We start from the raw sequence: 22972 nt of genomic DNA, 5'->3' as shown, positions 1-22972 counted from the left end.
TGCCGCGGCGCTAGGCATGCACTGCCGCGGCGCTCAGGCGAGCCCCGCCCTGCGCAGCGCCTCCGCCAGCGCGGTGTCCGCGGGTTCTGGCCGGTTGCCCCGGGGCGCACCGCCTCGCTGGGCACCGCTCCGCTGCCCCTGGCCGGGCTGGCTGCCGGTCCGCTGCTGGCTGCCGCCCTGCCGCTGTCCGCCCTGCTGGCTGCCGCCCTGCCGCTGTCCGCCCTGCTGGCTGCCGTCCTGCCGCGGTCCGCCCTGCTGCTGGCCGCCCGGGCGCTGCTCCCGAGGCTTACGACGCCGGTCCTCCCCGCCGCGTGTGCCCGCCCCGGCGTTCCGCCCGGCTCCGGGCTCGTCATCGAGGCGCAGCGTGAGCGAGATGCGCTTGCGCGGCACGTCGACCTCGAGGACCTTGACCTTCACGACCTGTCCCGATTGCACCACCTCCCGCGGATCGGCGACGAACCTGGTGCTCATGGCCGAGACGTGCACGAGGCCGTCCTGATGCACGCCGATGTCGACGAAGGCGCCGAACGCAGCGACGTTGGACACGGTGCCTTCGAGGACCATTCCCGGCGTGAGGTCGTTGATGGTCTCCACTCCCTCCTTCAGCGCAGCCGTCACGAACTCCGGACGCGGGTCCCTGCCAGGGCGGACGATCTCAGCCATGACATCCTGGACGGTGGGCAGCCCGAAGCGGCCGTCGACGAATGCCGCGGCGCTGAGGGTCGCGACCCGTTCCTTCGACCCCCCGGCCGACGCAAGGATCCTCTCCGCGAGGCCGTAGGCCTCCGGGTGCACGGCCGAAGCGTCGAGCGGCTGCTTCCCGCCGGTGATCCGCAGGAACCCTGCGCACTGCTCGAAAGCCTTCGCCCCAAGCCGGGGGACCTTCTTGAGCTCCGAGCGCGATGCGAAGGCCCCGTTGGCATCCCGGTACTCGACGATGTTCCTGCTCAGGATCGGGCCCACACCGGCCACCCGGGCGAGGAGGGCGGGGGACGCGGTGTTGACGTCGACCCCGACCGCGTTGACGCAGTCCTCGACGACCGCGTCGAGCGAACGCTCGAGCTTGGACTGGGTGACGTCGTGCTGGTACTGCCCCACGCCGATCGACTTCGGATCGATCTTGACCAGCTCGGCGAGCGGATCCTGGAGGCGGCGCGCGATCGAGACCGCGCCCCGCAGGGACACGTCGAGGTCCGGGAGCTCGGCCGAGGCGAGCGCCGAGGCCGAGTACACGGAGGCTCCCGCCTCGGAGACGATGACCTTCGCGCTTCGCGGCATGCCGAGACGTCCGACGAGGTCCCCCGCGAGCCGGTCCGTCTCACGGCTCGCCGTGCCGTTGCCGACCGCGACCAGCTCGACAGCGTGCTTCCGGGCGAGCCGTTCGAGGACCGCGAGCGACTCCTCCCACTTCTTCGCCGGCGCATGCGGGTACACCGTCGCCGTGTCGACGACTTTGCCCGTCGCGTCCACGACGGCGACCTTGACGCCGGTGCGCAGGCCCGGATCGAGCCCGAGGACCGGACGGTTGCCGGCGGGCGCCGCAAGCAGGACGTCGCGCAGGTTGGCGGCGAACACCTTCACGGCCTCGTCCTCGGCGGATTCGAAGAGGCGCGAGCGCAGGTCGGACTCGAGCTTGGCGAGGAGACGGCCCTGCCACGCGACCTTGACGGTCTGGGCCAGCCACTTCCCCGCGGCGGTGTCCGTCCCGCCCCGCACGCCGAGGGCCCGGGCGACCGCCCCCTCGTACCGCGACCGTGCCTCGGCGAGCGCCGACTCGTCCCGGGGGTCCGCCTCCGCGATCTCGAGGGAGAGCTCGCCCTCCCGCTCCCCGCGCAGGAGCGCGAGGACTCGGTGGCCGGGCACGGTCCCGACGGGCTGGACGTAGTCGGCGAAGTCCGCATACTTCCCGGCGCCGGCGTGGTTCTCAGACGACGCCGAGGTCCCCCGCGGGCTGGCGTCGTGGGCGCCAGCGGCGCCGCCCTTCGCAGCCGAACGCAGGCGGCCGCCGGAGAAGAGCCGTTCGCGCAGCGTGGCCACGAGCTCGGCGTCCTGGCCGGCGCGCTCGGTGAGGATCGCCCGGGCACCCGCAAGGGCGTCCTGGGCTGAAGCGATGCCGCGTTCGCCGTCCACGTACTCCCCGGCGAGCGCCTCGAGGTCCTGGGCGGGATCGGCAAGGAGTGCGTCCGCGAGCGGCTCGAGACCGGCCTCTCGGGCAATCTGCGCACGGGTGCGGCGCTTGGACTTGTAGGGGAGGTAGAGGTCCTCGAGCTCGGACTTCGTCGAGGCGGCAAGGAGCGCCGCCTGCAGGTCCTCCGTGAGCGCACCCTGCTCGGCGACGGCAGTGAGGATGGCGCGCCGCCTGTCCTCGAGTTCGCGGAGGTAGCGCAGCCGCTCCTCGAGGGCCCGCAGCTTGGCGTCGTCCAGCGTCCCCGTGGCCTCCTTCCGGTACCGGGCGATGAACGGCACCGTGGCACCGCCGTCGAGCAGGCCGATCGCCGCCCGGACCTGCCACGGCTCGACCCCGAGCTCGGCCGCGATCGTCTTGGCGATGTCCTCGGCAGTCTGCTCCGGCGTCGGCAGGGACGGCTCGTGAAGGGCAGCCGGGCGGGAGGCGGGAGAAGTCGCTGTGCTCACCCTCCTACTGTGCACCATGGCACCGACACTCCCCATGCCAGCCTCCCCCGCCCCGGCGCCTCATCGGGCCAGGACCCCGAGGTTCACCGCAGCCCAGAGGATGCCTGCCTTCCCGAGCGCATAGAGGGCAGTGCCGACCCCAGCGATCGCGTAGACGCTGACGGGGACGAGCATGAGCCACTCCCGCCACGACCCGGCGTCGCCGAGGACAGGGATCGAGAGGTGGCCGCCGCGGCGCCACATCCACCGGATGACGGGGACCTTGTGCAGGATCTTGGGCCGGCGGAAGCGGAACGGCCAAACGAGGTTGCAGCCGCCTGTCGTCAGCATGTCCCCCGCGATGTGGACCGCGGTGCCGAGCGCGACGGCGAGCGGGAACCAGTCCTCCTGGTCGGGGGCGAAGGCGGCCACGAAGAGGGCCAGCGGAACGGCCAGGAGCCACGGGAGCTTCTGGACGCCGTCGGGCAGGATGCCGAGGACCTTGGCGGCGAACGAGACGAGCAGGAGCGAGGCCAGGCCTGCCCCAACGTACACGGTCCCCCAAAGGTCGGTCTCGACCGTCCACTGCCCGGCGAACCAGGCAAGCGTGACGAAGGCGGCGATTCCCACGAGGGAGTGGGTGCCGTTCCGGTGGCCGCCCGAGACTGTGCCGATCCCCGCGCAGAACGCATTGGAGACCGGCGGCAGGGACTGGGCGATGGTCGCGCTGCGGTGGTCAGCGTCGGGAAGGAGTGCCGCACCGGCGGTCACGAGCGCGCCGACGACGACCCCGGCGGGCGTGGACTCGAAGAGCGGCCATCCGATGTCCACCCCAACGTGCCCGAATCCAAGCGGGACGGTGGCGGGAGAGAGGTCGATGGTGAATCTGGTGGTCACCGCGACCCAGGCTGCTGCGCCACAGGCCGCGTGATGGGCTCCCATCATGCGCGCGGAGCCCTCCCGCCGGGGACGGGACGGTAGTGCGAGAGGTTCAAGGCCGGGCGCTCACCCGAGGCAGCTGGCGCAGGCGCCAGCTTCGAGGTCGGCGTCGGCGAGGATCCTCCCGCAGTCGCGGCACTCCATGTGGAGGCTGAGATCCTCGCAGTCCGCGCACCGGTGCTCCTCGAACTGTGCGAGGGCGTGGCCGCAGTCGCGGCACGCGTCCGCGGCGAGGTGGAGGGGACGGTGAGACGCGGCCTTGGGGTGGGTCCGCTGAGGCGAGGCGATGACTGCTGCAGTGCTCATGTTTTCAGGCTAGAGAGCGGCTCCGACATTTCTCGTACGGCGGCCCGGAGAGTTGCGATCCCACGGCGTAGGCTGGCGCACATGGCCAGATTCTTCGACGTCCACCCGGTCGACCCGCAGCCGCGCGCCATCAGCCAGGCGGTGCAGATCCTGCGGGACGGTGGCCTCATCGCCTATCCGACAGACTCGTGCTACGCGCTCGGTGCGGTGATGGGCAACCGCGAGGCGCTCGACCGCATCCGGCAGATCCGGCACCTCGACGACAAGCACCACTTCACGCTCGTGTGCCGCGAGTTCGCCCAGCTGGGCCAGCTGGTGGACATGCCGAACGACGTCTTCCGTGCCATCAAGGCCGTCACGCCGGGCCCCTACACATTCATCCTCCCCGCCACGCGGGAGGTGCCCAAGCGCATGCTCCACCCCAAGAAGAAGACCGTGGGCGTGAGGATTCCGGACCACCCGGTGGTCCGGGCGCTCCTGGCCGAGCTCGGAGAGCCGCTCCTCTCCTCGACCCTCCTCCTCCCCGACGAGGAGGAGCCGCTCACCGACGGGTGGGAGATCAAGGAACGCCTCGACCACGCGGTGGACGCGGTCATCGATGCCGGCGAGTGCGGATCCGAGCCGACCACGGTCATCGACTTCTCCTCCGGCGTCGCCGAGATCGCCCGCTACGGCGCCGGGGATGCCAGCCGGTTCGAGTAGCCCCAGCGCCGCTGCTGGCACGACGGCGGCGCCCCGCGCGCCGTCGTCCGCCCGCCGCGCGCAGGCAGCGAGGCACGCAGGCGGGGAAGCCTAGGCGAGCCGGGAGCGGACGATCTCGCTGACCGCCTTGCCGTCGAAGCGTCCGGCGACCTTCGCGGTGACCGGTTTCATGACCTGGCCCATCTGGCGCATCCCGGGTTCCGTCCCCCCGGCTCTGAGGTCAGCGAGGACCTCGTCGACGATCGCCTCGACCTCGTCGCGGGTAAGCGGCTTCGGAAGGTACGCCTCGATGACCTCGGCCTCAGCGATCTCGGCAGAGGCGCGCCCCGCCTCACCTGCCTGCGAGTAGATCTCGGCGGTCTCGCGGCGCTTGGAGGCCTCCTTCTGCAGGAGCGAGGTGAGCTGGGCATCATCGAGGGTCACGGGAGCCTTCCCGGACTTCTCCCGGGTCTCGATCTCGCCGAGAACGTTGCGCACCGTCGTCAGCGCGGTCCTGTTGCCCGACTTCATGTGGGCCACGACATCGGCTTGGAGCCGCTCCTTGAGCGTGGACATGGGGACACCTTCCTGACGCTGAAACCTACCTTTCACAAGGGTAGGCGCTCCTACAATGGAGGAAGCCAGAGGAGGTCCCGTGGGGCACATCCACTACCGGGTCCGGGGGGCGCGGCACGGACGGTCGTACCGCACCTCGGCTGCTGCCCGCCGTCCCGCCCCGCTTCCCGTGGAGCGCCAGGCCGAGCCCCGCACACGCGCGACCCGACCGCGGCGGGAAGGCCTCGGCGTCGTGAGCCAGCAGACCACCTCCGCCTGGCGCGCGCTCCTGGCCCCGGACGGCACTCCTCCCGCGCAGCCCCTGCAGATTGCCTACGTGCGCAGGGCCGTCTGGCAGCAGACCGGCCAGACACCGAGCCTCCGCCGGCTCACGATCGGGCAGGCAGAGCGCATCCTGCGGGCAGTCGGCGCCGACCCTCGGCCCCTGTGGCGCGCCGGGCGCAGTGCACCGCCGGTCAATCTCGCCGCGTTCGGGGCCCGCTGGCTCGTGCTGGTGCTCGTGTGCCTGGCCTTCCTCGACATCGGGCGGGTCGCCGGGGTCCCGTTCGTGCTGGTCGTCGTGGGCTCGAGCTGGCTGGCGTTCCTCCGCCGTCAGCGGCGGCAGGGCTTCGAGGACCGCCACTACAGGCCGGCTGCCCGGCCCGACGCTTCCCCGCCACGCCCCGCGCCGCCGGCGGACCCTTCGCAGCCCCCGCCCGGGAGCCCCTATAACGTTGACACGTACCTGAGGCGCCTGAGTGAGGACGGTCCTTGATGAGATGGTTGTCCGCCCTGGCTGGAACCTTGGGGAGGCTCGTCGCCTTCCTCGCCGTCAGCGCCTTGTGCGGTGTCCTGGCGGTCGGATTCCTGGCCCCGACGGTCGCCGCAACGTGGGGCGCCGCGAACGGTTCCGTGCAGTTCTTCGACAGCCTCCCCTCGGAGCTGAAGGTGACGCCACCGGCGCGCGTGACGAAGGTCGTCGCGGCGGATGGGTCGCCGATCGCCTCGGTCTACAGCGAGAACCGGACACCGGTCCCCCTCGCGGCCATGTCGCCGAATATCACGAATGCCATCATCGCGATCGAGGACTACCGCTTCTACGAGCACGGGGGCGTGGACACCACCGGCATCCTCCGGGCCGTCATGGCGAATTTCCGGGGCGACAGGCAGGGCGCCTCCACCCTCACTCAGCAGTACGTCGCCAACGTCCTCAAGGAGAACGCCATCGCCCAGGGCGAGGACCCGGCGGTGCTGCTCAACGGCCAGAAGAGCATCGGCGACAAGCTCCGCGAGATGAAGCTCGCGATCGCGCTCGAGAAGCAGTACTCCAAGGACCAAATCCTCGAGGGGTACCTCAACATCGTGTTCTTCAACCGCGATGCGTATGGGATCCAGGCCGCAAGCCAGCACTTCTTCTCGGTCGACGCGAAGGATCTCACGCTTCCGCAGGCGGCCCTCCTCGCCGGGCTCGTCAACGGGCCCTCGGTCTATGATCCCGTCACGAACCCGGACAACTCGCTCCAGCGCCGCAACCTGGTCCTCGACGCGATGCTCAAGCGGGGGTACATCACGCAGGCCCAGTACACAGAAGCCGTCGCGACGCCGATCCAGCTGGCGGTCAAGCCCACGATGCAGGGCTGCGCCTACGCGGCCCAGGCCCAGTACTTCTGCGACTACGTCCTCCACCAGATCCTCAATGACCCCGCCTACGGCGCGACGGCGGATGACCGGCTCCAGCTGCTGACGCGCGGGGGCCTGACGATCACGACGACGCTCGACCCGCGGCTCCAGGCGCCCGCGCAGGCCCAAGTGGATGCGACCGCGGGGGCCAACCCGGACAAGTGGGGCACCGCGCTCACAACGATCCAGCCGGGCACGGGCAAGGTGCTCTCGATGGCCCAGAACACGCGGATGCTCCAAGGCCAGGGGTTGGACTTCGTCACGTCCTACAACTTCAACGTGGATCGCCTCGACGCGAACGGGAACGACCTCGGGGGAGCCGGCGGCTTCCAGCCGGGATCCTCGATGAAGCCGGTCACGCTCACGGCATGGCTCAGCGAGGGCAAGCCGACCGACCAAGTCGTCAACGCCGCCCAGCGGCGGTACCCGCTCAACTACCCGTGGAAGACCACGTGCACCAAGGTCACCGGCGCCTTCGACGACACGACGGTGGGCCTCGGGACGGCTCCCGACCTGCAGAACAACGAGCCGCAGTGGTATCGGCCCATGCCGGTCCGTGAGGGGATCTACCAGTCGATCAACACCGCGACTTTCGCCACGGCGGCCGGCCTCAACGACTTCTGCGACATCCAGCGGGCAGCGGACGCGCTCGGACTGCACGACGGCGAGGGCAAGGACCAGAAGCTGGACATGTCCACGCTGGGCAACCTGCTGGGCGGTCCGAACGTGTCGCCTGTGACGATGGCGAGCATGTTCGCGACCTTCTCGGCCAACGGGACCTACTGCGTCCCGATCTCGATCACCGAGGTGAAGGACGCCAACGGGCAGCGGATCGGCGGCCAGGAGCAGAAGTGCCGGGCAGGAGCGATCAGTCCCGACGTCGCCAAGGCCGTGACCAACGTGCTCCAGGACGTCCTGACGAAGGGCTCCGGCTACAACATCAAGGACGACGCCGGGAAGACGATCCAGCTCGGGGTCCCGGCGGCCGCGAAGACCGGCACGAACCAGTACAACAGCCAGACCTGGGTCATGGGGTTCACCAAGGGCGTCGCGACGGCGTCGTTCTTCGGCGAGGCGCTGCGCAACCCGGAGGACCGGGTCGGGCGGAACGTCGTGGTCAACGGCAGGTTCTGGCCGAGCGTCGACGGCGCCTACATCGCCGGACCGCAGTGGGCCTTCTACATGCAGAAGGTGGTCGGCCTGTTCGACCACGGCGGGTTCGATCCTCCACCGCCTGTGCTCATCACCGGCAAGAGGTAGCCCAGCAGGGGGCCGGCCCGGAGGTGGCCGATGAGGTCACCTCCGGGGGAACGCGCGCTTCTCAAGCACGTCCATCATAGGTCCGCTGGGCCTTTGAGGGTGGTGTCGAGGAGCTCGCGCAGCTCGCGGAAGTGGCGCTCGGCGGCCTCCTCGTTGTAGGCGGACGTGTCCGCCATCGTGTAGCCGTGGGCGGCGCCGGAGTAGATGACGTTCGATGCCGTCAAGCCGGCTTCCGCGAGCGCCGCATCGAGGCGCGCCACGGCCTCGGGACCCATGCTCCTGTCGTGGTCGGCGTGGCCGAACACGAAGCGCGCCCTCGCTTGCCGCAGGCCCAGATGAGGGCTGTCCGCCTCGTCCGTCGCGAGGCCGCCGCCATGGAACCCGCCGCAGGCGGCAACCGCCTCGGGGTGGGCCGCTGCCGTCCGCACGGCAAGGCGCGCACCCATGCAGTACCCGGTCGTCCCGATCGGTCCGGGTGCGGCCCCGGGGAGTCCACGAAGCGCGGCAACCCAGGCGTCGATATCGGGCAGGGCCTTGGACGCAGTGAGGCCGCGGACCCGCGGGAAGGCGGCCTTCCCTGCCGCCTCGCGACCTTCAGGCGTGGTCATGTCGGTCTGAGGCGCGAGCTCGGCCGCAGCGCCCTCGCGGTAGAAGACGTTCGGGGCCAGGACCACGTACCCCCAGTCCGCAATGCGCTGGGCCATCTCCTCGATGCGCGGGCGGAGGCCGAATGCGTCCATGTAGAGGATGACGCCGGGAAACAGACCCTCCCCGGACGACGGACGGGCGACGATGGCTTCCGCGGTGCCATCCGGAGCAGGAATCGTGATCAGTTCAGTCGACACGGCGTCAGGATACCGGCGGCTGCTGGGCCCCGGCCCGGGCAGGTTCTGCCAGTCCCTCATCCGGAGGCCCGCCCTGCAGGCGCCGTCCGCCAGCGCCTCCGCTGAGGGAGAGTGTGGCGAGGAGACCCACTGCAAGGAATCCGGCGGCCGACCACGCCGCCAGCCGCGTCCCCTCGGAAAACGCCACGCGCGAATCAGAGGCTGCCTGCGCGGTGGCGGGTGACCCGGCGAGACTTGCGATGGCGCCCCCGGAGCTGTCGACGACGGCGGCGACGATGGAGTCGCGCTGGTCCGCGGGCACTCCCCGCGCATCGAGCGAGCTGCCCAGGACCCCGGCGGCGGAAGAGAAGAGGACCGTCCCGAGGACGGCAATGCCCAGGGCGGAACCGATCTGCCGCGACGTGCTCTGGGTTCCGGATGCCTGCCCGCTCAGCGTCACCGGGACGTCCTTGAGCACGACGCCGGTCAGCTGCGCTGTCGCGAGTCCCACGCCGAAGCCATAGACGAACAGGAAGGGGACGAGGAGGCCCCAGGTAGTGCCGGGCCCGATGACGATGCCGAGGCCGGCAACCCCTGCGATCTCGGCCGCGAGGCCTACCCGGACCACGATCACTGCCGAGGCGCGGTGCCCGACTGCGCCGGCAAGACCACTGGCCGCGAAGGAGCCGATCGCGAGCGCGAGAAGGATCAGCCCGGTCTCCAGGGCGCTGAACCCGAGGACGTTCTGGAGCCAGATGGGGAGCACGAGGATGATTCCGAACTCGCCAAGCGAGACGATGAGCGCCGCGATATTTCCGTTGCGGAACGATGGTATGCGCAGGAGCTCAACGGAGAACATGCTTCCCTTGCCGTAGCGATCGCGCCGGATGGCCCAGAAGGCGCAGGCGAGAGCTGCCATGACCGCGAGTCCCAGGACGTAGGGGATCGGAGAGATGTCGCCCGGCCACTCCCAGGATCCGACGCGCGGGCGGTGCTCCACGGCCCACCACCCATAGGCGCGTCCCTCGATGAGGGCGAAGACCAAGGCTGCCGACGCGACGACTGACAGCACCGCCCCTACCGGATCGAGACGACGACGGGTTCCGTCTCTGGACTCGGCGACTGCGGCAAGGGCTCCGACCACGATGACCGCGGCGATCGGGATGTTGATCCCGAACGCCCAACGCCACGAGAAGGATGTAGTCAGCCAGCCACCGAGCAGTGGGCCGACGGCGGACATTCCTCCGATTGTCGAGCCCCACACCGCGAAGGCGATTCCACGCTCCGGTCCCCTGAACCCCGCATTGATCAGCGAGAGGGTGGACGGCAACACCATCGCCCCGCCCACACCCTGGACAAGGCGCGAGGCGACGAGGACGCTACCGTCCGAGGCCAGCGCCGCCACGACCGAGGAGAGCGCGAACACGACGACGCCGATCAGGAGCAGCCGTCGCCGGCCATACCGGTCCCCGAGCGTGCCGAAGACAAGCAGGAGCGCCGCGAAGACGAGCGTATAGGACTCCTGGACCCACTGCACTCCCGTCGAATCGATGCCGAGGTCCTGAACGATGGAGGGGATGGCGACGTTGACAATCGTCGAGTCCACGATGATGAGCGACACGGCGAGGCTTATCACAACGAGCCCGATCCACCGACGTCGCCCTTCCATCGCCGGCGCTGAGGCCGCGTTCCCCGCTGTCTGGGGAACCAGCCCACGGGACGGGCGAGACGTACCGTTCATGTCAGAGCCTCCCGGCGGAGCAAGTTTTTCGATGATCTTACTTCTCGATTTTCGAGAGAACAACGCTTCGCCTGCGCCGATTCCCTGGGCTACCGCCACCGTGCGTCTGGTTGCCGTCGCTGCGGCGGGGAAAGGAGGTCCTCAGGCACCGTCTTCCGAAGGAGCAGACATGCGCATCGCCGTCGTCGGGGCGACAGGAAACGTGGGAACGGCACTGCTGCGGACCCTCTGCGCGGACGGAGGCCACGAGCTCGTCGGGGTGGGCCGCCGGGAGCCCGATGCGGCGTCGGCGCCGTACCGGAGTGCCTCCTGGCACGCCGTGGACATCGCCGCCCCCGACGCCACGGTGGACCTGCGGTCGGCGTTCGAGGGGTGCGACGCCGTCGTCCATCTCGCCTGGGTGATCCAGCCGAACCACCACGAAGAGGAGCTCCGCCGGGTCAATGTGGACGGGAGCGCCCGGGTGTTCGACGCCGCGGCGCAGGCAGGCGTCAAGCACCTCGTCTATGCCTCGTCGGTGGGCGCGTACAGCCCCGGGCCGAAGGATCGCCGAGTCGACGAATCGTGGCCGACCGGCGGACTCCACACCTCGCACTACAGCCGGCAGAAGGCCGACGTCGAGCGCATTCTGGACCGCTTCGAGGCGGACCACCCGGAGATCGCGGTGGCCCGCCTCCGTCCCGGCCTGATCTTCCAGTCGGGGCAGGCGTCCGAGGTCGGGCGGTTCTTCCTCGGGCGGTTCATCCCCCAGCAGGTGGCCCGGGTGCGGGTGCCCGTCCTGCCGATGCCGCCGGGCATGGTCTTCCAGGCCGTGCATGCCGAGGACGCCGCAGACGCGTATGCCCGGGTCCTCGCGGCCCGTGCGCGCGGCGCCTTCAACATCGCCGCGGAACCCCTGCTCGACCCGCAGACGCTGCCTCCCGTGCTCGGAGCCCAGCGATCGGTCCCCATCCCGACGGCGGCGCTGCGTCCCGGAGACCGGGGCGCCACGAGCTGAGCCTGCGGGAACCGGTGACCGGGGCTCAGACGAACTTCGCCATGCGGGCCTTGACCTGTGCGACATAGGTCTTGGTGTCCTCGTACATGCCTCGGGTCTGCACCGAGCCGAGGCCCTGGTAGTAGCCGGCGATCGCCTGGTCGAGGCTGGCCGCGTTCGAGCGGAGCCAGCGGAGCAGGGCCACGCCGGCGGCGATGTTGTCCGCTGTCTTCGTCAGGTCGAGGTTCGGCCGGCCGGTGAGGCTGGCGAGCCAGTCCCTGTTGGCGGGCATGATCTGCATGACTCCCACCGCCCCGACGGATGAGGTGACGTTCTGGCGGAAGCCCGACTCCTGCTCGGCCACAGCAAGTGCGAGTGCGGGGTCGACCCCCATCTGCGAGGCGGTCTGGCGGACCATCGACTGGATCTGGGCGGGAGACTCCGTCGCCGTCGGAGTCGGCGCGGCGATGATCGTGCCCGTGCTTCCGCCTGCCCGGAGCGAATCGACGACGGATACGCCGGAACCTGGGCGCCATTCGATGCGACCGCCCTCGAAGTCCTGTGCCACGCCACCCGTGATGGCGTACTCGTCGTTCGTGGGGTAGCCGAGGGTGCCGCCCTCATAGCCGAGTCCCGCCCATGCCTGGCGGATGGCTCCACCCGACTCGTGCGCTCCCGTCTTCGGCGACCAGATGATCGCGCCCCCTTGGTACATCTGGTACACGCCGCCGTCGCGCAGGCCCCGGATCTCGTCGGTGGTCGGGTATCCGAGGTAGCCGTTCTCGAAGCCGCGCCGCTGCCACGCCGCGCGGATGCCGCCGCTCGATTCGTGCGCTCCGGTCGTGGGCGACCACATGATCAGTCCACCTTGGTAGGCCTGGTAGGAGCCTCCATTGCGCAGGCCCCTGACCTCGTCCGTGGTGGGGTAGCCGAACTTGCCGTTCTCCAGCCCGAACCGCAGCCATGCTGCCCGGATCGCACCGGCGGACTCGTGTGCGCCCGTCTGGGGGGACCAGACGATGGCACCGCCCTGGTACATCTGGTACACACCGCCGTCGCGCAGGCCCCTGACCTCGTCCGTAGTGGGGTACCCGAGGTAGCCGTTCTCGGACCCCTGCCGCTGCCACGCGGTACGGATTCCTCCGCCGGACTCGCGAGCCCCCGTGGTGGACGACCACACAATCATGCCGCCTTGGTAGGCCTGGTAGGAGCCTCCGTTGCGCAGGCCCCGGATCTCGTCGGTGATGGGGTACCCGAGCTTGCCGTTCTCGAGCCCGAACCGCAGCCATGCTGCCCGGATTGCACCGCCGGATTCGAACGCTCCGGTGAGGGGATTCCAGACGATCGCGCCCCCTTCGTACATCTGGTACACGCCGCCGTCGCGCAGGCCCCGGATCTCGTCCGTAGTGGGGTACCCGAGGTAGCCGTTCTCGAAGCCCTGCCGCTGCCAGGCGCTCCGGATCGCGCCTGTCGAGACGCGCGCTCCCGTGACCGCCGTCCAGACCACGGCACCCCTCTGGTACATGCGGTAGAAGCCGCCGCTGCGGATGGCGCCGAAGTCGCCATAGGCAGGACCCAGGCCGGCCTGGGAGGCCTTCGCATCGATGAGTGACGCGACGGCGGCTGGCGGCGCGTTCTTCGCGGCGACGGTGACGGTCGCCGTCGCGCCGACGGCGTCGACCGAGACCCTCGCCCCGCCGGCGGTGGTGAAGGTCTGGCCAGGCTGCCAGGCCAGATCAGTGGCGTAGTAGCCGGCGAACGGGCGGGTACTCGGAGGGATGAGCAGTGACTCCGTCTCGTCCAGGCTGCCCTTGATGATCTCTACACCGCGGTTGCCGCCGAGGGCGGTGGGCGCGTCGTACCCGGTCGGGGCTTTGAACTGCAGGTAGTACCACTCACCGGTCGCGGGGTCCCGGAACTTCACGGCCCTCCTGGGGCCCGTGCCCGCCCACGGCGTGAGGATGTAGCTCGTGGGGGACGCCGGAGTGCCGATGTCCAGGACTTCGTCCCCGCGTCCGAATCCGCCGTACTCGAAGAGGTAGGAATTCAGGTGCGGCTGGCTCCATTGCGACACGCCCATCAGGTCGGTGCGGTCGCCGTACTCGCGGGTGCTGCAGGCGCTGTCGCTGAAGCGCCCGACGGACCGTGTCGAGTCCGCTGCCCCGTTGGTGCACTGGAGGGTGTTGGCGTGCCCGAGCCCGAGGACATGCCCCATCTCATGGGCCGTCACCGGAGCCGTGAAGTTGGACTGCTTCGGGAGGAGGATGCGCCCGCTCGTCTGCCCCGACTCCCATCCCGCGCCGAGGTTCCCTCCTGCGCCGTATACGACGACGTCGTCGCGCGGAATCGCCAGCATCAGGACGTTGGCCGTGCCCGGGGTCCATCCGATCTCCCTTGCAACGGTATCCATGATGACGGTGAAGTCGTCCCCGGAGGCGGCTGAAGTCCGCTGGCCCGTCAGGACGCGGTCGAGGCGCAGCCCGATCCTGCCAGCCGACATCGACGACCAGTACGCACTGGCCGACTGGATCGCGGTGCGGTAGGCCGCCACATCCAGTGATGCGGCATCCGCAGCGGTCTTGTCCCGCGTCTGCAGCGTGACCAGGGTGACGCTGATCTGGGCCGTGCGCTGGGGGTAGGCGGTGGCCAGAACGGACGGCGCCGACTTCGTGCTCTGCGCATCGGCCACGGCCTGGGCAGCGGTCGCGGTCGCGCCCTGCTGGACGGCAGCGAGCGCCACGGCAACGGCAACGGCTGCCGCCGCCCGGGGCGGGGCAGCCGCAGGACGCTTCGTGCGCTCGGCGCGGTGCTTGGGGGTGCGACGGCGCATGGGTGTCCTCCGGTAGGGCGAATTCTCGCCCGAGATCAGTGAAAGTCGGACATGTAAACGCCCCTACCTCCAGAGGATCTTTTACATGTAAAAGGGATGATATACATGTTCCCGAACAGGCGTCGCCGGAGTCACCCGTGGAAAAGGGCCAATCCGCGCCACAAGCCCTGTACCAGCGTGCGGAGGAGTTGACCATGGGTGTCCGATTCGGCGCTCGCCTGCAGTCGAAGCGAATGGAGAGAGGCCTGTCGCAGGCCGAACTCGGCAGGAACCTCTGCTCCGCGGTCTATATCTCGATGCTCGAGTCCGGCCTTCGTGAACCGACTCCCGGCGTCCTCGCCGAATTGGCAGACCGCCTGAAAGTCGCCCCCAGCGACCTCGACCCACTCCAAGAGGCTCGTGCCCACGACGCCGAATTCGTCCTCGCTGAGCTCAGTGCCCGCGACGCGTGGGACGGGAGGGACTACGCCCGGTCAGCGTCGCATGCTGAGGCGGCGGCGCAGCTGGCCCTGGCGAGCGGCCACCACAGCGACTGGTGGAACATGACGTACATGCAGGCCGAGTGCGCCCTCAAACTGGGAGACCTCGCCGAGTGCCAGCGACTCGCCGATCAGCTCCTCGGACACCCGATCGTCGCAGAGTCCCCTTCCCTGGCTGGCCGGGCACAGCAGCTGCTTGCTGCCTCGTGCCACGGCCTCGGCCAGCTGGATGCCGCGGTAGAGCGGGCCCGGGAAGCCGTCGCACTGGCCGAACGGCACGCGCACTCGTCGACGACCCACGTCAGCGCCCTGAATGTCCTGGTCGCCGCGCTGGCGGACCGTGGGCACCTCGATGAGGCGTGGGAGCACTGCCGGCACCTCGCCTCGTTCGTCGAAGGCACATCGCCCCAGCTCGCGGGCCAAGTCGAGTGGGCGATCGGCAATGTCGCATTCATGCGCAGCGACTGCGAAGAGGGAGTCGACCGTCACGAGCGCGCCGCGGCGCTCCTCTCCCCCGCCCAGGACCTGGGGCTCTGGGCCCAGTTCAATAAGGCCACCGCCGCCGCGCGGCTCGCAGCGGGGCGCGTCGAGCCCGCTACCCTCGCCGCCCTTGAACGGGCGGAGATGTCCCTCGAGATCGTCGGCGGCAGCCCGCGCGACCATCTCGACGTCGCGCTCATCCGCGCCCAATGGCTCTATCTCTCGGGAGACCCCGCCGCTGCCGCGGAGCGGCTCGAGGACCTTGCACCGGAAGCCCTCGACCTCGGGTCATACCCCGCCGGGGAAGTCGCGCTCCTCTACGGGCGCACGCTCGGGACACTCCGCCGCACCTCCGACGCGCTCGAACAGCTCGACGCCGCACGGCAGCACTTCGCCGACGCCGGGGCATGGAACAGGGTCAACGAATGCATCAGCGCTGCAGTCGAAACACGCACCTCGTTCCGCACGTCATCTGGATGAGTCGGGCTGCCCCTGGCTCCCCTGACCCTGGCTCCCCTCGCCCTGGCTCCCCTGGCCCTGCAACGGCTTTCCACTCGGTGCCCGGCTCACGCCCTTGTCGTCGGGCCTCGTCGCTTCCTCGGTGCTCCCGTCGTCCCGCCCAGAGGGAGGTGGCGCCGGCTTGCCGGCGGAATCCCCGTCCTGGGCCCGCGGCTCCGGGCGAGCCGTCGGCCCGGCACCCCCGCGGGAGGTGAGCCCCTGGTCGACGTCGGACTTCTCGTGGCTCCGTTCGTCGCGCGACGATCCGGGGCCAGCAGCCGCGCCGTCGGCATGGCCCGACGGCGCGGCCGCCGGCTGAGAGCAACCGGGGTCGCACGCCCACCACGGCAGCTGGGCTGCCGGCGAGTCCCCCTCAGACGTGGGGGCCATGTGGCCGTTTCCGGCATCCTCAGCCGCGCTCGTCGCCGGCGGGGCAGAAGGCGCGCCCTCTTGAGGCGGCCACAGCTGCTCGAGCTGCTTCAGGGGCGGATTGACCACGGCCTGAAGAGCTGACACCCCCGTGAACGTCAGGGTGGCCGTGACGCACGCGTACCCGAGAATCCGGAGTCCGCTCCTGCGCGGCGTCATCCCGCAGCCCTGACAGGCGACGCATACAGCATCGACTCTGCCTGCCACAGCGCACCGCGCTCACGGTCGGTGAAGAGCCGTCCGCCCGAAAGCACTTCGCAGTCGATGAGCTCCACGACAGCCCGATGCAGGTATGCCCTCGGTTCCCCCGAGAACACTCCGTGGGCCGGCGTCAGGCTGCGGTGGACCACCACCTCTGGATACGCCGCCGTGGTGCGACGCCACACACGGACGAGCCTGAGGAGCTGGAGACGGTGACGAAGGCCCAAAGGGCCGAGGTGGCGGAGCAGTGCCGGGAGGGTCAGCCCGAGTGCCATCACCAGCATCGAGGTCCCACCGAGGACGAGGCTCAGCGAATCCAGGGGGACGGCGCCGAGCTCGGGTCGGCCGAGCATGATGAGGACTCCCCTCGTTTCCTGCACAGCCTGGGATCCGATGCGCAGCACGCTTCCTGCGCCCACGCAGGCAAAGCCCATGCGGAAGGCCGTGGACGCCATGTCGGGCACGTGTCGGAGGCACGCGCGCAGGACAGAGAGCGAGGCGAGCGCCAAGAAGCCGTTCAGCACGGTCCCGCAGACAAACGCTCCGACATCCGATTCCTTGGCGACCCTGGTCAGGAGCGCCTCGCCGACTCCGGGGTTGCCCGGCGCGACGAGCCACATGCAGAGGAAGGAGCCGAGGTACATCGCGGCGGCGACGCAGGCGAGGAGAATCGCGCGCTGGACTTCGTCCTGGACGTCCGTCTCGGGGACGACTGCTCTCAGGACAGACAGGCGGATGGCGCCGAAGGCCGCGATCATGAGCAGTCCGCCCAGAAGCGCGGCCATCCCGCGCACGCCCACCGCGGCGTCCACCGCCGTTGCGATCGGGGCGACGTCCAGGGCCGAGGCGACTGCCGCGAAGACTGCGACGAAGAAGACGCAGTCTCCCCGCCTCACGAGTGTGGGCAGGCGGAGCAGAGCCAGGAGGCCCAGAGCCGCTGCAGCCGCAACGTGCACCGTCATCCGAACACTTCTGAGAACTTGAGCGGTTCCCCTCCGGACGACCCACGCGAGGCGCTCAGGCCTTTCGCGAGCAGATCGGCGAGCACCTCCGCGGCGAGTTCAATCCGGCTCCGCTCGCGGCAGCGGGCGAGCGCGCCTTGGATCAAAGCCGCCGGCAGATCGGGAAGAAGGGAATTCTGAGCCATGGAACCCGTTTCCTGAAGATCGTGTCCCAGAATCATGTGGGCGAGCTCGTGCAGAATTATCTGTTCCCGATAAAGCTCGGATTCGGTGTGGACGTGGAGGATCAACTCGGCGTCCCGCATGGACAGCCACAGTGCACTGACCTCACCTTTGCCGAGGCTCGGCACAGCCCTGATATCGAGCCGGGTTCCGCGGAACCGGGCCACCGAATCCACCAGCTCTTGGAAGCCAAAGGCAGAACCGAGGCCGAGTCGGGAAACAGCCTCGGAGGCTTCACTCCGGACAGCTCCGAGGCCATCACGCCGGAGGCGCCTCCTCACGGCGCCATTCCGCCGGGCAAATTCTCTCGCATGAGACCAAGACTAACCTCCGCCCGCACTCACCGCAGACGCGGTCATTCGCCTCCTCAGCGGGGCCTGATTCGCCGGGGGCGGGAAAGGCGGGTAAAGCGAGAAATCGTTATGATAATCAAGACCGAGGAGGTACCACATGCCTGAACCGCTACCGCCCTCCGCGGCGGCACTGGCCCAGCGGCTCAACACCCTGCTGGACATCGCTGCCGCCGAGCGCGGAGGAGAGCGGCCGCAGTTCCCGGAGATCAAACGTGGAGTCGAGGAACGTGGAGCCCAGGTCTCGAGACAGCGGTGGCACTACATGCGTGCTGGCACTGGCCCGCTTACGACCGATACCAAGCTCCTTCACGCCCTGGCCGACATGTTCGGCGTGCCCGTCACCTACCTCACGGACCCGGAGCCGGAGATCCCGGACCGGGTTGGAGCCCAGCTCGAGCTGCTCCGCACGATGCGCGAGGCAGAGGTGAAGTCCTTCGCTGCCCGCACCTTGACCTCCGACCTCTCCGTGGAGACCCTGCTCGAGATCAGGGACATCATCGACCGCACCCTCCGCGAGCACCGCTGACTCTGCGGATCCGTCCAATTCCCGACAGGGACACGCGAGGCGCTAGTCTGGATTGGTGCACGCCGCAGGCACAGCCTGCGCGGTCGCCCTGCCTCCTTAGCTCAGTTGGCCAGAGCATCTGTCTTGTAAACAGAGGGTCGCCGGTTCGAATCCGGCAGGGGGCTCCAAGAACCCCTCTTTGACCTGCGGAAACGCAGATCAAGAGGGGTTTTACTCTTCCTCCCTGCCGACCGCTCCCATGGAAACACCTGCAACAGTCTTCCCGTTCGCCGGACAGAAGCCTCTTCCGTTCGGCGGCAGGCTGACCGCGTCCGGGATGAGGCTCACGGCGCCGACCGTGCCCTGGATCGTGCAGACCACCGTGAGGCCCGTGAAGGCGCGCATCGTGAGCGGCTGCTCGGCCGGGGTGAGGGTGGCCCAGGACTGGATGTGGTTGGAGAGCGGCACCTTTTGGGGCAGCCAGAAGGTGTTCATGGGGCAGTTCCATACCTCGACATCCTTCTCGTCCTGCCGGGCGACGGGCCGGGCGGTCAGTACTTGGCCATGCGCGCCTTGACCTGCGAGACGTAGACCTTGGTGTCCTCGTACATGCCCTTGGACTGGACCGACCCCAGGCCTTGGTAGTAGCCGGCGATGGCCACGTCGAGGGAGGGCGCCTGGCCGCGCAGCCAGCGGAGCATCGCGACACCGGCCGCGATGTTGTCGGAGGCGTTGCGCAGGTCCAGTGCGGGCCGGCCGGAGAGCGCGGCGAGCCAGTCCCGGTTGGCGGGCATGATCTGCATGACGCCGATCGCCCCGACGGACGAGGTGACGTTCTGCCGGAAGCCGGACTCCTGCTCGGCCACGGCGAGGGCCAGGGCCGGGTCGACGCCCATCTGGGTGGCGGTCTGGCGCACCATGGACTGGATCTGGACGGCGGTCTCGGTCCCGGACGCCGGGGCGGTGGGAATGATGGTGCCGGTGTTTCCCTCGGGGCGGAGCGGGTCGACGACGGTCGTGCCCGAGCCGGGCCGCCATTCGATGCGCCCGCCCTCGAAGTCCTGCGCTTTGCCGCCGGAGATCGCGTACTCGTCGCTTGTGGGGTAGCCGAGGTTCCCGTTCTCGTACCCTGCCTTCGCCCAGGCCTGACGGATCGCACCACCGGACTCGTGCGCCCCGGTCTTCGGGGACCATACGATCGCCCCTCCCTGGTACATCTGGTACACGCCGCCGCCCTTGAGGCCGCCGATCTCGTCGGTGGTGGGGTAGCCGAGGTAGCCGTCCTCGAACCCGCCCCGCTGCCACGCGTTCCGGATGGCGCCGACCGACTCGTGCGCCCCGGTCTTCGGGGACCACATGATGAGCCCGCCTTCGAAGGCCTGATAGGAGCCGCCATCGCGCAGGCCCCGGACCTCGTCGCTGGTGGGGTACCCGAACCTGCCGTTCTCGAGCCCGAACCGGGCCCATGCTGCGCGGATCGCGCCGCCGGACTCGTGCGCCCCTGTCCTGGGTGACCAGAGGATGGCCCCGCCCTGGTACATCTGGTAGGCCCCGCCGTCGCGCAGGCCGCCGATCTCGTCGGTGGTGGGGTAGCCGAGGTAGCCGTCCTCGAATCCGGTGCGCTGCCAGGCGTTGCGGATGCCGCCGAGGGACTCGTGTGCCCCGGTGGTCGGGGACCACATGATGAGCCCGCCCTGGAAGGTCTGGTAGGAGCCGCCGCTCTTGAGGCCGCGGATCTCGTCGCTGGTGGGGTATCCGAATTTGCCGTTCTCGAGCCCGTTGCGGGACCAGGCGTCGCGGATGGCCCCGCTGGACTCGAAGGCGCCAAGGGTGGGGTTCCAGATGATGGCCCCGCCCTCGTACATCTGGTAGACGCCCCCGCCCTTGAGGCCGCCGATCTCGTCCGTGGTGGGGTAGCCGAGGTGTCCGTCCTCGTACCCGTTGCGGGCCCAGGCGGTGCGGATGCCGCCGGCGGAGATGCGCGCGCCGGTGAAGGAAGTCCAGACGACGGCGCCGCGCTGGTACATGCGGTAGAACCCGCCGCTGCGGATCGCGCCGAAGTCGCCGATGGCGGAGCCGAGCCCGGCTTGGGCGGCCTTGGCGTCGATCACTGTCGCGACGGCCGCGGGCGGGGCGTTCTTCCCGGCGATGGTCACGGTTGCAGTATCCGCCCCGACTGAGTTCACGGTCACACGGGCGCCGCCGGCGGTGGTGAAGGTCTGCCCGGCCTGCCAGGCCAGGCTGCTGGCGTAGATCCCGGCGAACGGGAGTGTGGAGGGCGGGATGAGCAGCGATTCGCTCTCGTCGAGGCCGCCCTTGATGATCTCGATCCCGCGGTTGCCGCCGACTGCGATCGGGGCGTCGTAGCCGGTATTGGTCTTGAACTGGACGTAGTACCACTCCCCGGTGGCCGGGTCCTTGAACTTCAGGGCCCGGTGCGAGGCTGTCCCTCCCCAGGGGAGGAGGGTGTAGGTGACGGTGGCTCCGGCGGTCCCGGCGTCGGTGATCTCGTCGCCGCGCCCGAACCCGCCGTACTCGTACAGGTAGGAGTTCAGGTGGGGCTGGCTCCACTGGGAGACGCCCATGAGGTCGGTGCGGTCGCCGTAGGCGCGGGTGCTGCACGATGCGTCGGCGAAGCGGCCTGCGCCGCGGGCGGAGTCGGCGGCACCGTTGCTGCACTGGAGGGTGTTGGCGTGGCCGAGGCCGAGGACGTGGCCGACCTCGTGCGCGGTGACGGGGCCGGTGAAATTGGACGGCCGGGGCAGCAGGATGCGGCCGCTGGTCTGCCCGGCGGCCCAGCCGGCGCCGAGGTTTCCGCCGGAGCCGTAGACCATGACGTCGTCGCGGGGGACGGCGAGGATGAGGACGCTGTTCCCTCCGGCGGACCAGCCGATCTCGCGGGCGACGGTGTCCATGATGACGGTGAAGTCGTCGGCGGAGGACGCGGAGGTGCGGAATCCGGCGAGGACCCGGTCGACCCGCATACCTATGCGCCCGGAGGACATCGAGGACCAGTAGGTGCTGGCCGAGGAGATGGCGTTCCGGTAGGCGTTGACGTCGAGCGCTGCGGCGTCCCCGGCGGTCTTGTCCCGGGTCTGCAGTGTGACGAGGGTGACGGAGAGCTGCGCGGCCCGCTGCGGGAACGCGGTCGTGACGGCGGCCGGGAGGGTGGCCGCCTGGGCTGGCTGGCCGATGAGGACGGGGCTTGCCAGGACGGTCAGGACGAGGGTGGCCGAGGTCACGCCGCGCCGTGCGGCGCTGTGCCGGTGCCCCCTGTCGGGGCGCCGCTTCTTGGCGGGCACGGCTCGGTGTCTGGGCGCGCGTCGGCGCATGGGTTCCTCCAAATGCGGGGGTGGTGGGGCTGGCCTAGGCGGCAGTGGAGCTGCCCGGGGCGGTCGGGGCCGGTGTTCCGCCGGGGGCGTCGCCTTCTCCGCACCGTGCGGGGCCGGGGCTGCGGCGGTGCGTGAGGGCGGACCCGAGCACGAGGTTGAGTGCTGCGCAGCCGATCAGTGCCGGTTGGTTCCGTGGGCGGGCTGGGGGTTGGGGGGCGGAGTGGGCGGTCGCCGTCGTGCTCGTGTCGGCGGCCTGGACGGGCGACGGCGCCGCCGAGGGCGCGCGCGCGGGCGCTCGGCGGGGACGCGTCAGAGGGGGCACGAAAACATCGTCTCTGCCTGAAAGCCTGCGATTCCCGTTCCTGCGCCAATCCTGCGGTGATCCTGAGGGCTTGCGCCGCCTTGGAGGGCCCGATGGCTCCCATCCCGGCAAGCAGAAGCGCCCACCAGCCCCCTGTCCAGGCGGTGCCGGTGTGCGGCGGCCGGCGGTGTCGGTTTGCCGTGCTGGGGGCGGACGCAGCCGTGCATGGGTCCTTCGGGATTGGAACGGACCGCATGCGTCGGGACAGCCGAGGTCCCTCACCAGTGGCCGGTGCAGGCACAGAGAAGGCGCCGGGCACGCCCTGGCGGTCTACGCTGAGGGCTGAGCGTGCTGATCTCCTCCGCGGTCAGACCGGGTGCGGGGTGGCGTTCGAGCCAGTTGGCGGCGGCCTCGATGGCAGGGCACCACACGGCCCATGTGGGGGGCGAGCGAGCCCGGAGACAGCCACGGCATGGCCCCGGTACCCGGGCGTGCGGGCCAGGACAGAAACGACGAAGCAGGCGACGGCGACGGCCACCGTCACAGCCAGAGACCACAGGGTCAGGACCCGCACGGCGGCAAGCAGCGCGCCGAGCGTCACGATCGCGATCCCGGACCAGCCCCTGGCAGTGGACTGGGCACGGAACCACTTCCGGGCCTCCGATTCGGCCACGGATGCGATGCGCTGGTCGGCCTCGGCGCAGGCGACCGCTGCGTCCTAGAAGGCGGCGAGCTCAGGCCGTGCGGCCAACGCCCCCTCGCCTGCCTCAGAGAGGGTCTAGGGCGGCAGCGCACCGGCCCTTCC

The 22972-nt window shown here is 70.0% G+C and carries 17 protein-coding genes, 1 tRNA gene and 1 pseudogene; 7 read left to right on the top strand and 12 right to left on the bottom strand.

Features of this window, described 5'->3' with window-relative positions:
- Positions 1-33: 33 nt before the first annotated feature.
- The 3 genes from ABD298_RS15285 to ABD298_RS15275 all read right to left on the bottom strand — a co-directional run bounded on the left by ABD298_RS15285 (position 34) and on the right by ABD298_RS15275 (position 3858).
- Positions 34-2580 carry a Tex family protein gene (locus tag ABD298_RS15285; protein ID WP_344300725.1) on the bottom strand — a complete coding sequence of 849 codons (2547 nt, stop codon included), beginning with the start codon at positions 2578-2580 and terminating at the stop codon, positions 34-36.
- Positions 2581-2694: 114 nt separating this feature from the next.
- Entirely contained in the window at positions 2695-3555 is an 861-nt protein-coding gene (locus ABD298_RS15280; RefSeq protein ID WP_344300724.1) for a metal-dependent hydrolase, read from the bottom strand.
- 63 nt (positions 3556-3618) lie between these two features.
- Positions 3619-3858, bottom strand: a complete 240-nt coding sequence (locus tag ABD298_RS15275; RefSeq protein WP_344300621.1) for a hypothetical protein — start codon at positions 3856-3858, stop codon at positions 3619-3621.
- A gap of 81 nt (positions 3859-3939) precedes the next feature.
- On the opposite strand from ABD298_RS15275, the gene ABD298_RS15270 reads away from it, so the two are divergent.
- Positions 3940-4560 carry an L-threonylcarbamoyladenylate synthase gene (locus ABD298_RS15270; protein WP_344300620.1) on the top strand — a complete coding sequence of 207 codons (621 nt, stop codon included), beginning with the start codon at positions 3940-3942 and terminating at the stop codon, positions 4558-4560.
- Between the two features lie 90 nt (positions 4561-4650).
- Here the strand turns inward: ABD298_RS15270 and ABD298_RS15265 are convergent, their stop codons facing one another.
- On the bottom strand, positions 4651-5115 hold the full coding sequence (locus ABD298_RS15265; protein ID WP_344300619.1) for a GatB/YqeY domain-containing protein: 465 nt from the start codon (positions 5113-5115) through the stop codon (positions 4651-4653).
- Positions 5116-5194: 79 nt separating this feature from the next.
- Between ABD298_RS15265 and ABD298_RS15260 the strand changes: the two genes are divergently transcribed.
- Together ABD298_RS15260 and ABD298_RS15255 are read left to right on the top strand one after the other, a co-directional pair.
- Positions 5195-5869, top strand: coding sequence for a hypothetical protein (locus ABD298_RS15260; RefSeq protein ID WP_344300617.1), 675 nt, complete (start codon positions 5195-5197; stop codon positions 5867-5869).
- The gene (locus ABD298_RS15255; RefSeq protein ID WP_344300616.1) at positions 5869-8034 is read left to right on the top strand and encodes a transglycosylase domain-containing protein; all 2166 of its coding nucleotides are present in this window, start codon (positions 5869-5871) and stop codon (positions 8032-8034) included. The genes ABD298_RS15260 and ABD298_RS15255 overlap by 1 nt, the downstream gene beginning before the upstream one ends.
- 74 nt (positions 8035-8108) lie before the next feature.
- Here the strand turns inward: ABD298_RS15255 and ABD298_RS15250 are convergent, their stop codons facing one another.
- Positions 8109-8879, bottom strand: coding sequence for a dienelactone hydrolase family protein (locus ABD298_RS15250; protein WP_344300615.1), 771 nt, complete (start codon positions 8877-8879; stop codon positions 8109-8111).
- 4 nt (positions 8880-8883) lie between these two features.
- Complete coding sequence (locus ABD298_RS15245; protein WP_344300614.1) at positions 8884-10527, bottom strand: DHA2 family efflux MFS transporter permease subunit; 1644 nt, start codon at positions 10525-10527, stop codon at positions 8884-8886.
- Positions 10528-10768: 241 nt separating this feature from the next.
- Here ABD298_RS15245 and ABD298_RS15240 point away from each other — a divergent pair, with 241 nt between their 5' ends.
- Positions 10769-11596 (top strand): NAD-dependent epimerase/dehydratase family protein, encoded by an 828-nt coding sequence (locus ABD298_RS15240; RefSeq protein WP_344300613.1) that lies wholly within the window; start codon positions 10769-10771, stop codon positions 11594-11596.
- A 25-nt stretch (positions 11597-11621) separates the two neighbouring features.
- Here the strand turns inward: ABD298_RS15240 and ABD298_RS15235 are convergent, their stop codons facing one another.
- Positions 11622-14405 carry a transglycosylase SLT domain-containing protein gene (locus ABD298_RS15235; protein WP_344300612.1) on the bottom strand — a complete coding sequence of 928 codons (2784 nt, stop codon included), beginning with the start codon at positions 14403-14405 and terminating at the stop codon, positions 11622-11624.
- Positions 14406-14599: 194 nt separating this feature from the next.
- Between ABD298_RS15235 and ABD298_RS15230 the strand changes: the two genes are divergently transcribed.
- Entirely contained in the window at positions 14600-15844 is a 1245-nt protein-coding gene (locus tag ABD298_RS15230) for a helix-turn-helix domain-containing protein (RefSeq protein WP_344300611.1), read from the top strand.
- A 602-nt stretch (positions 15845-16446) separates the two neighbouring features.
- Here the strand turns inward: ABD298_RS15230 and ABD298_RS15225 are convergent.
- Together ABD298_RS15225 and ABD298_RS15220 are read right to left on the bottom strand one after the other, a co-directional pair.
- On the bottom strand, positions 16447-17454 hold the full coding sequence (locus tag ABD298_RS15225) for a hypothetical protein (RefSeq protein ID WP_344300610.1): 1008 nt from the start codon (positions 17452-17454) through the stop codon (positions 16447-16449).
- Positions 17451-17852 carry a hypothetical protein gene (locus tag ABD298_RS15220; RefSeq protein ID WP_344300609.1) on the bottom strand — a complete coding sequence of 134 codons (402 nt, stop codon included), beginning with the start codon at positions 17850-17852 and terminating at the stop codon, positions 17451-17453. The genes ABD298_RS15225 and ABD298_RS15220 overlap by 4 nt, the downstream gene beginning before the upstream one ends.
- A gap of 274 nt (positions 17853-18126) precedes the next feature.
- Here ABD298_RS15220 and ABD298_RS15215 point away from each other — a divergent pair, with 274 nt between their 5' ends.
- Both ABD298_RS15215 and ABD298_RS15210 read left to right on the top strand, forming a co-directional pair.
- Positions 18127-18555, top strand: coding sequence for a hypothetical protein (locus ABD298_RS15215; protein WP_344300608.1), 429 nt, complete (start codon positions 18127-18129; stop codon positions 18553-18555).
- 90 nt (positions 18556-18645) lie between these two features.
- A tRNA-Thr gene (locus ABD298_RS15210) sits at positions 18646-18722 on the top strand.
- Positions 18723-18855: 133 nt separating this feature from the next.
- On the opposite strand, the pseudogene ABD298_RS15205 reads toward ABD298_RS15210, so the two are convergent.
- The 3 genes and pseudogenes from ABD298_RS15205 to ABD298_RS15195 all read right to left on the bottom strand — a co-directional run.
- A pseudogene (locus ABD298_RS15205) lies at positions 18856-19089 on the bottom strand (ribonucleotide-diphosphate reductase subunit beta); the annotation flags it as partial.
- Positions 19086-21836: a transglycosylase SLT domain-containing protein gene (locus tag ABD298_RS15200; protein WP_344300607.1), complete on the bottom strand. Its 2751-nt coding sequence runs from the start codon at positions 21834-21836 to the stop codon at positions 19086-19088. The gene ABD298_RS15200 and the pseudogene ABD298_RS15205, both read right to left, overlap by 4 nt.
- Before the next feature lie 698 nt (positions 21837-22534).
- Complete coding sequence (locus ABD298_RS15195) at positions 22535-22840, bottom strand: hypothetical protein (RefSeq protein WP_344300606.1); 306 nt, start codon at positions 22838-22840, stop codon at positions 22535-22537.
- Positions 22841-22972: the final 132 nt, after the last annotated feature.

The sequence above is a fragment of the Sinomonas flava genome (assembly GCF_039531875.1).
In the GTDB taxonomy this organism is placed as follows: Bacteria; Actinomycetota; Actinomycetes; order Actinomycetales; family Micrococcaceae; genus Sinomonas; species Sinomonas flava.
Note: the sequence above shows the minus strand (reverse complement) of the source record. Positions and strands in the feature narration are given on the sequence as shown.

Excerpts from the sequence above, each read along its gene's own strand:
- ABD298_RS15280 (WP_344300724.1), bottom strand. The coding sequence starts at position 3,555 with ATGGGAGCCCATCACGCGGCCTGTGGCGCAGCAGCCTGGGTCGCGGTG.
- ABD298_RS15275 (WP_344300621.1), bottom strand. The coding sequence starts at position 3,858 with ATGAGCACTGCAGCAGTCATCGCCTCGCCTCAGCGGACCCACCCCAAG.
- ABD298_RS15270 (WP_344300620.1), top strand. The coding sequence starts at position 3,940 with ATGGCCAGATTCTTCGACGTCCACCCGGTCGACCCGCAGCCGCGCGCC.
- ABD298_RS15265 (WP_344300619.1), bottom strand. The coding sequence starts at position 5,115 with ATGTCCACGCTCAAGGAGCGGCTCCAAGCCGATGTCGTGGCCCACATG.
- ABD298_RS15255 (WP_344300616.1), top strand. The coding sequence starts at position 5,869 with ATGAGATGGTTGTCCGCCCTGGCTGGAACCTTGGGGAGGCTCGTCGCC.
- ABD298_RS15245 (WP_344300614.1), bottom strand. The coding sequence starts at position 10,527 with ATGGAAGGGCGACGTCGGTGGATCGGGCTCGTTGTGATAAGCCTCGCC.
- ABD298_RS15240 (WP_344300613.1), top strand. The coding sequence starts at position 10,769 with ATGCGCATCGCCGTCGTCGGGGCGACAGGAAACGTGGGAACGGCACTG.
- ABD298_RS15235 (WP_344300612.1), bottom strand. The coding sequence starts at position 14,405 with ATGCGCCGTCGCACCCCCAAGCACCGCGCCGAGCGCACGAAGCGTCCT.
- ABD298_RS15230 (WP_344300611.1), top strand. The coding sequence starts at position 14,600 with ATGGGTGTCCGATTCGGCGCTCGCCTGCAGTCGAAGCGAATGGAGAGA.
- ABD298_RS15225 (WP_344300610.1), bottom strand. The coding sequence starts at position 17,454 with ATGACGGTGCACGTTGCGGCTGCAGCGGCTCTGGGCCTCCTGGCTCTG.
- ABD298_RS15215 (WP_344300608.1), top strand. The coding sequence starts at position 18,127 with ATGCCTGAACCGCTACCGCCCTCCGCGGCGGCACTGGCCCAGCGGCTC.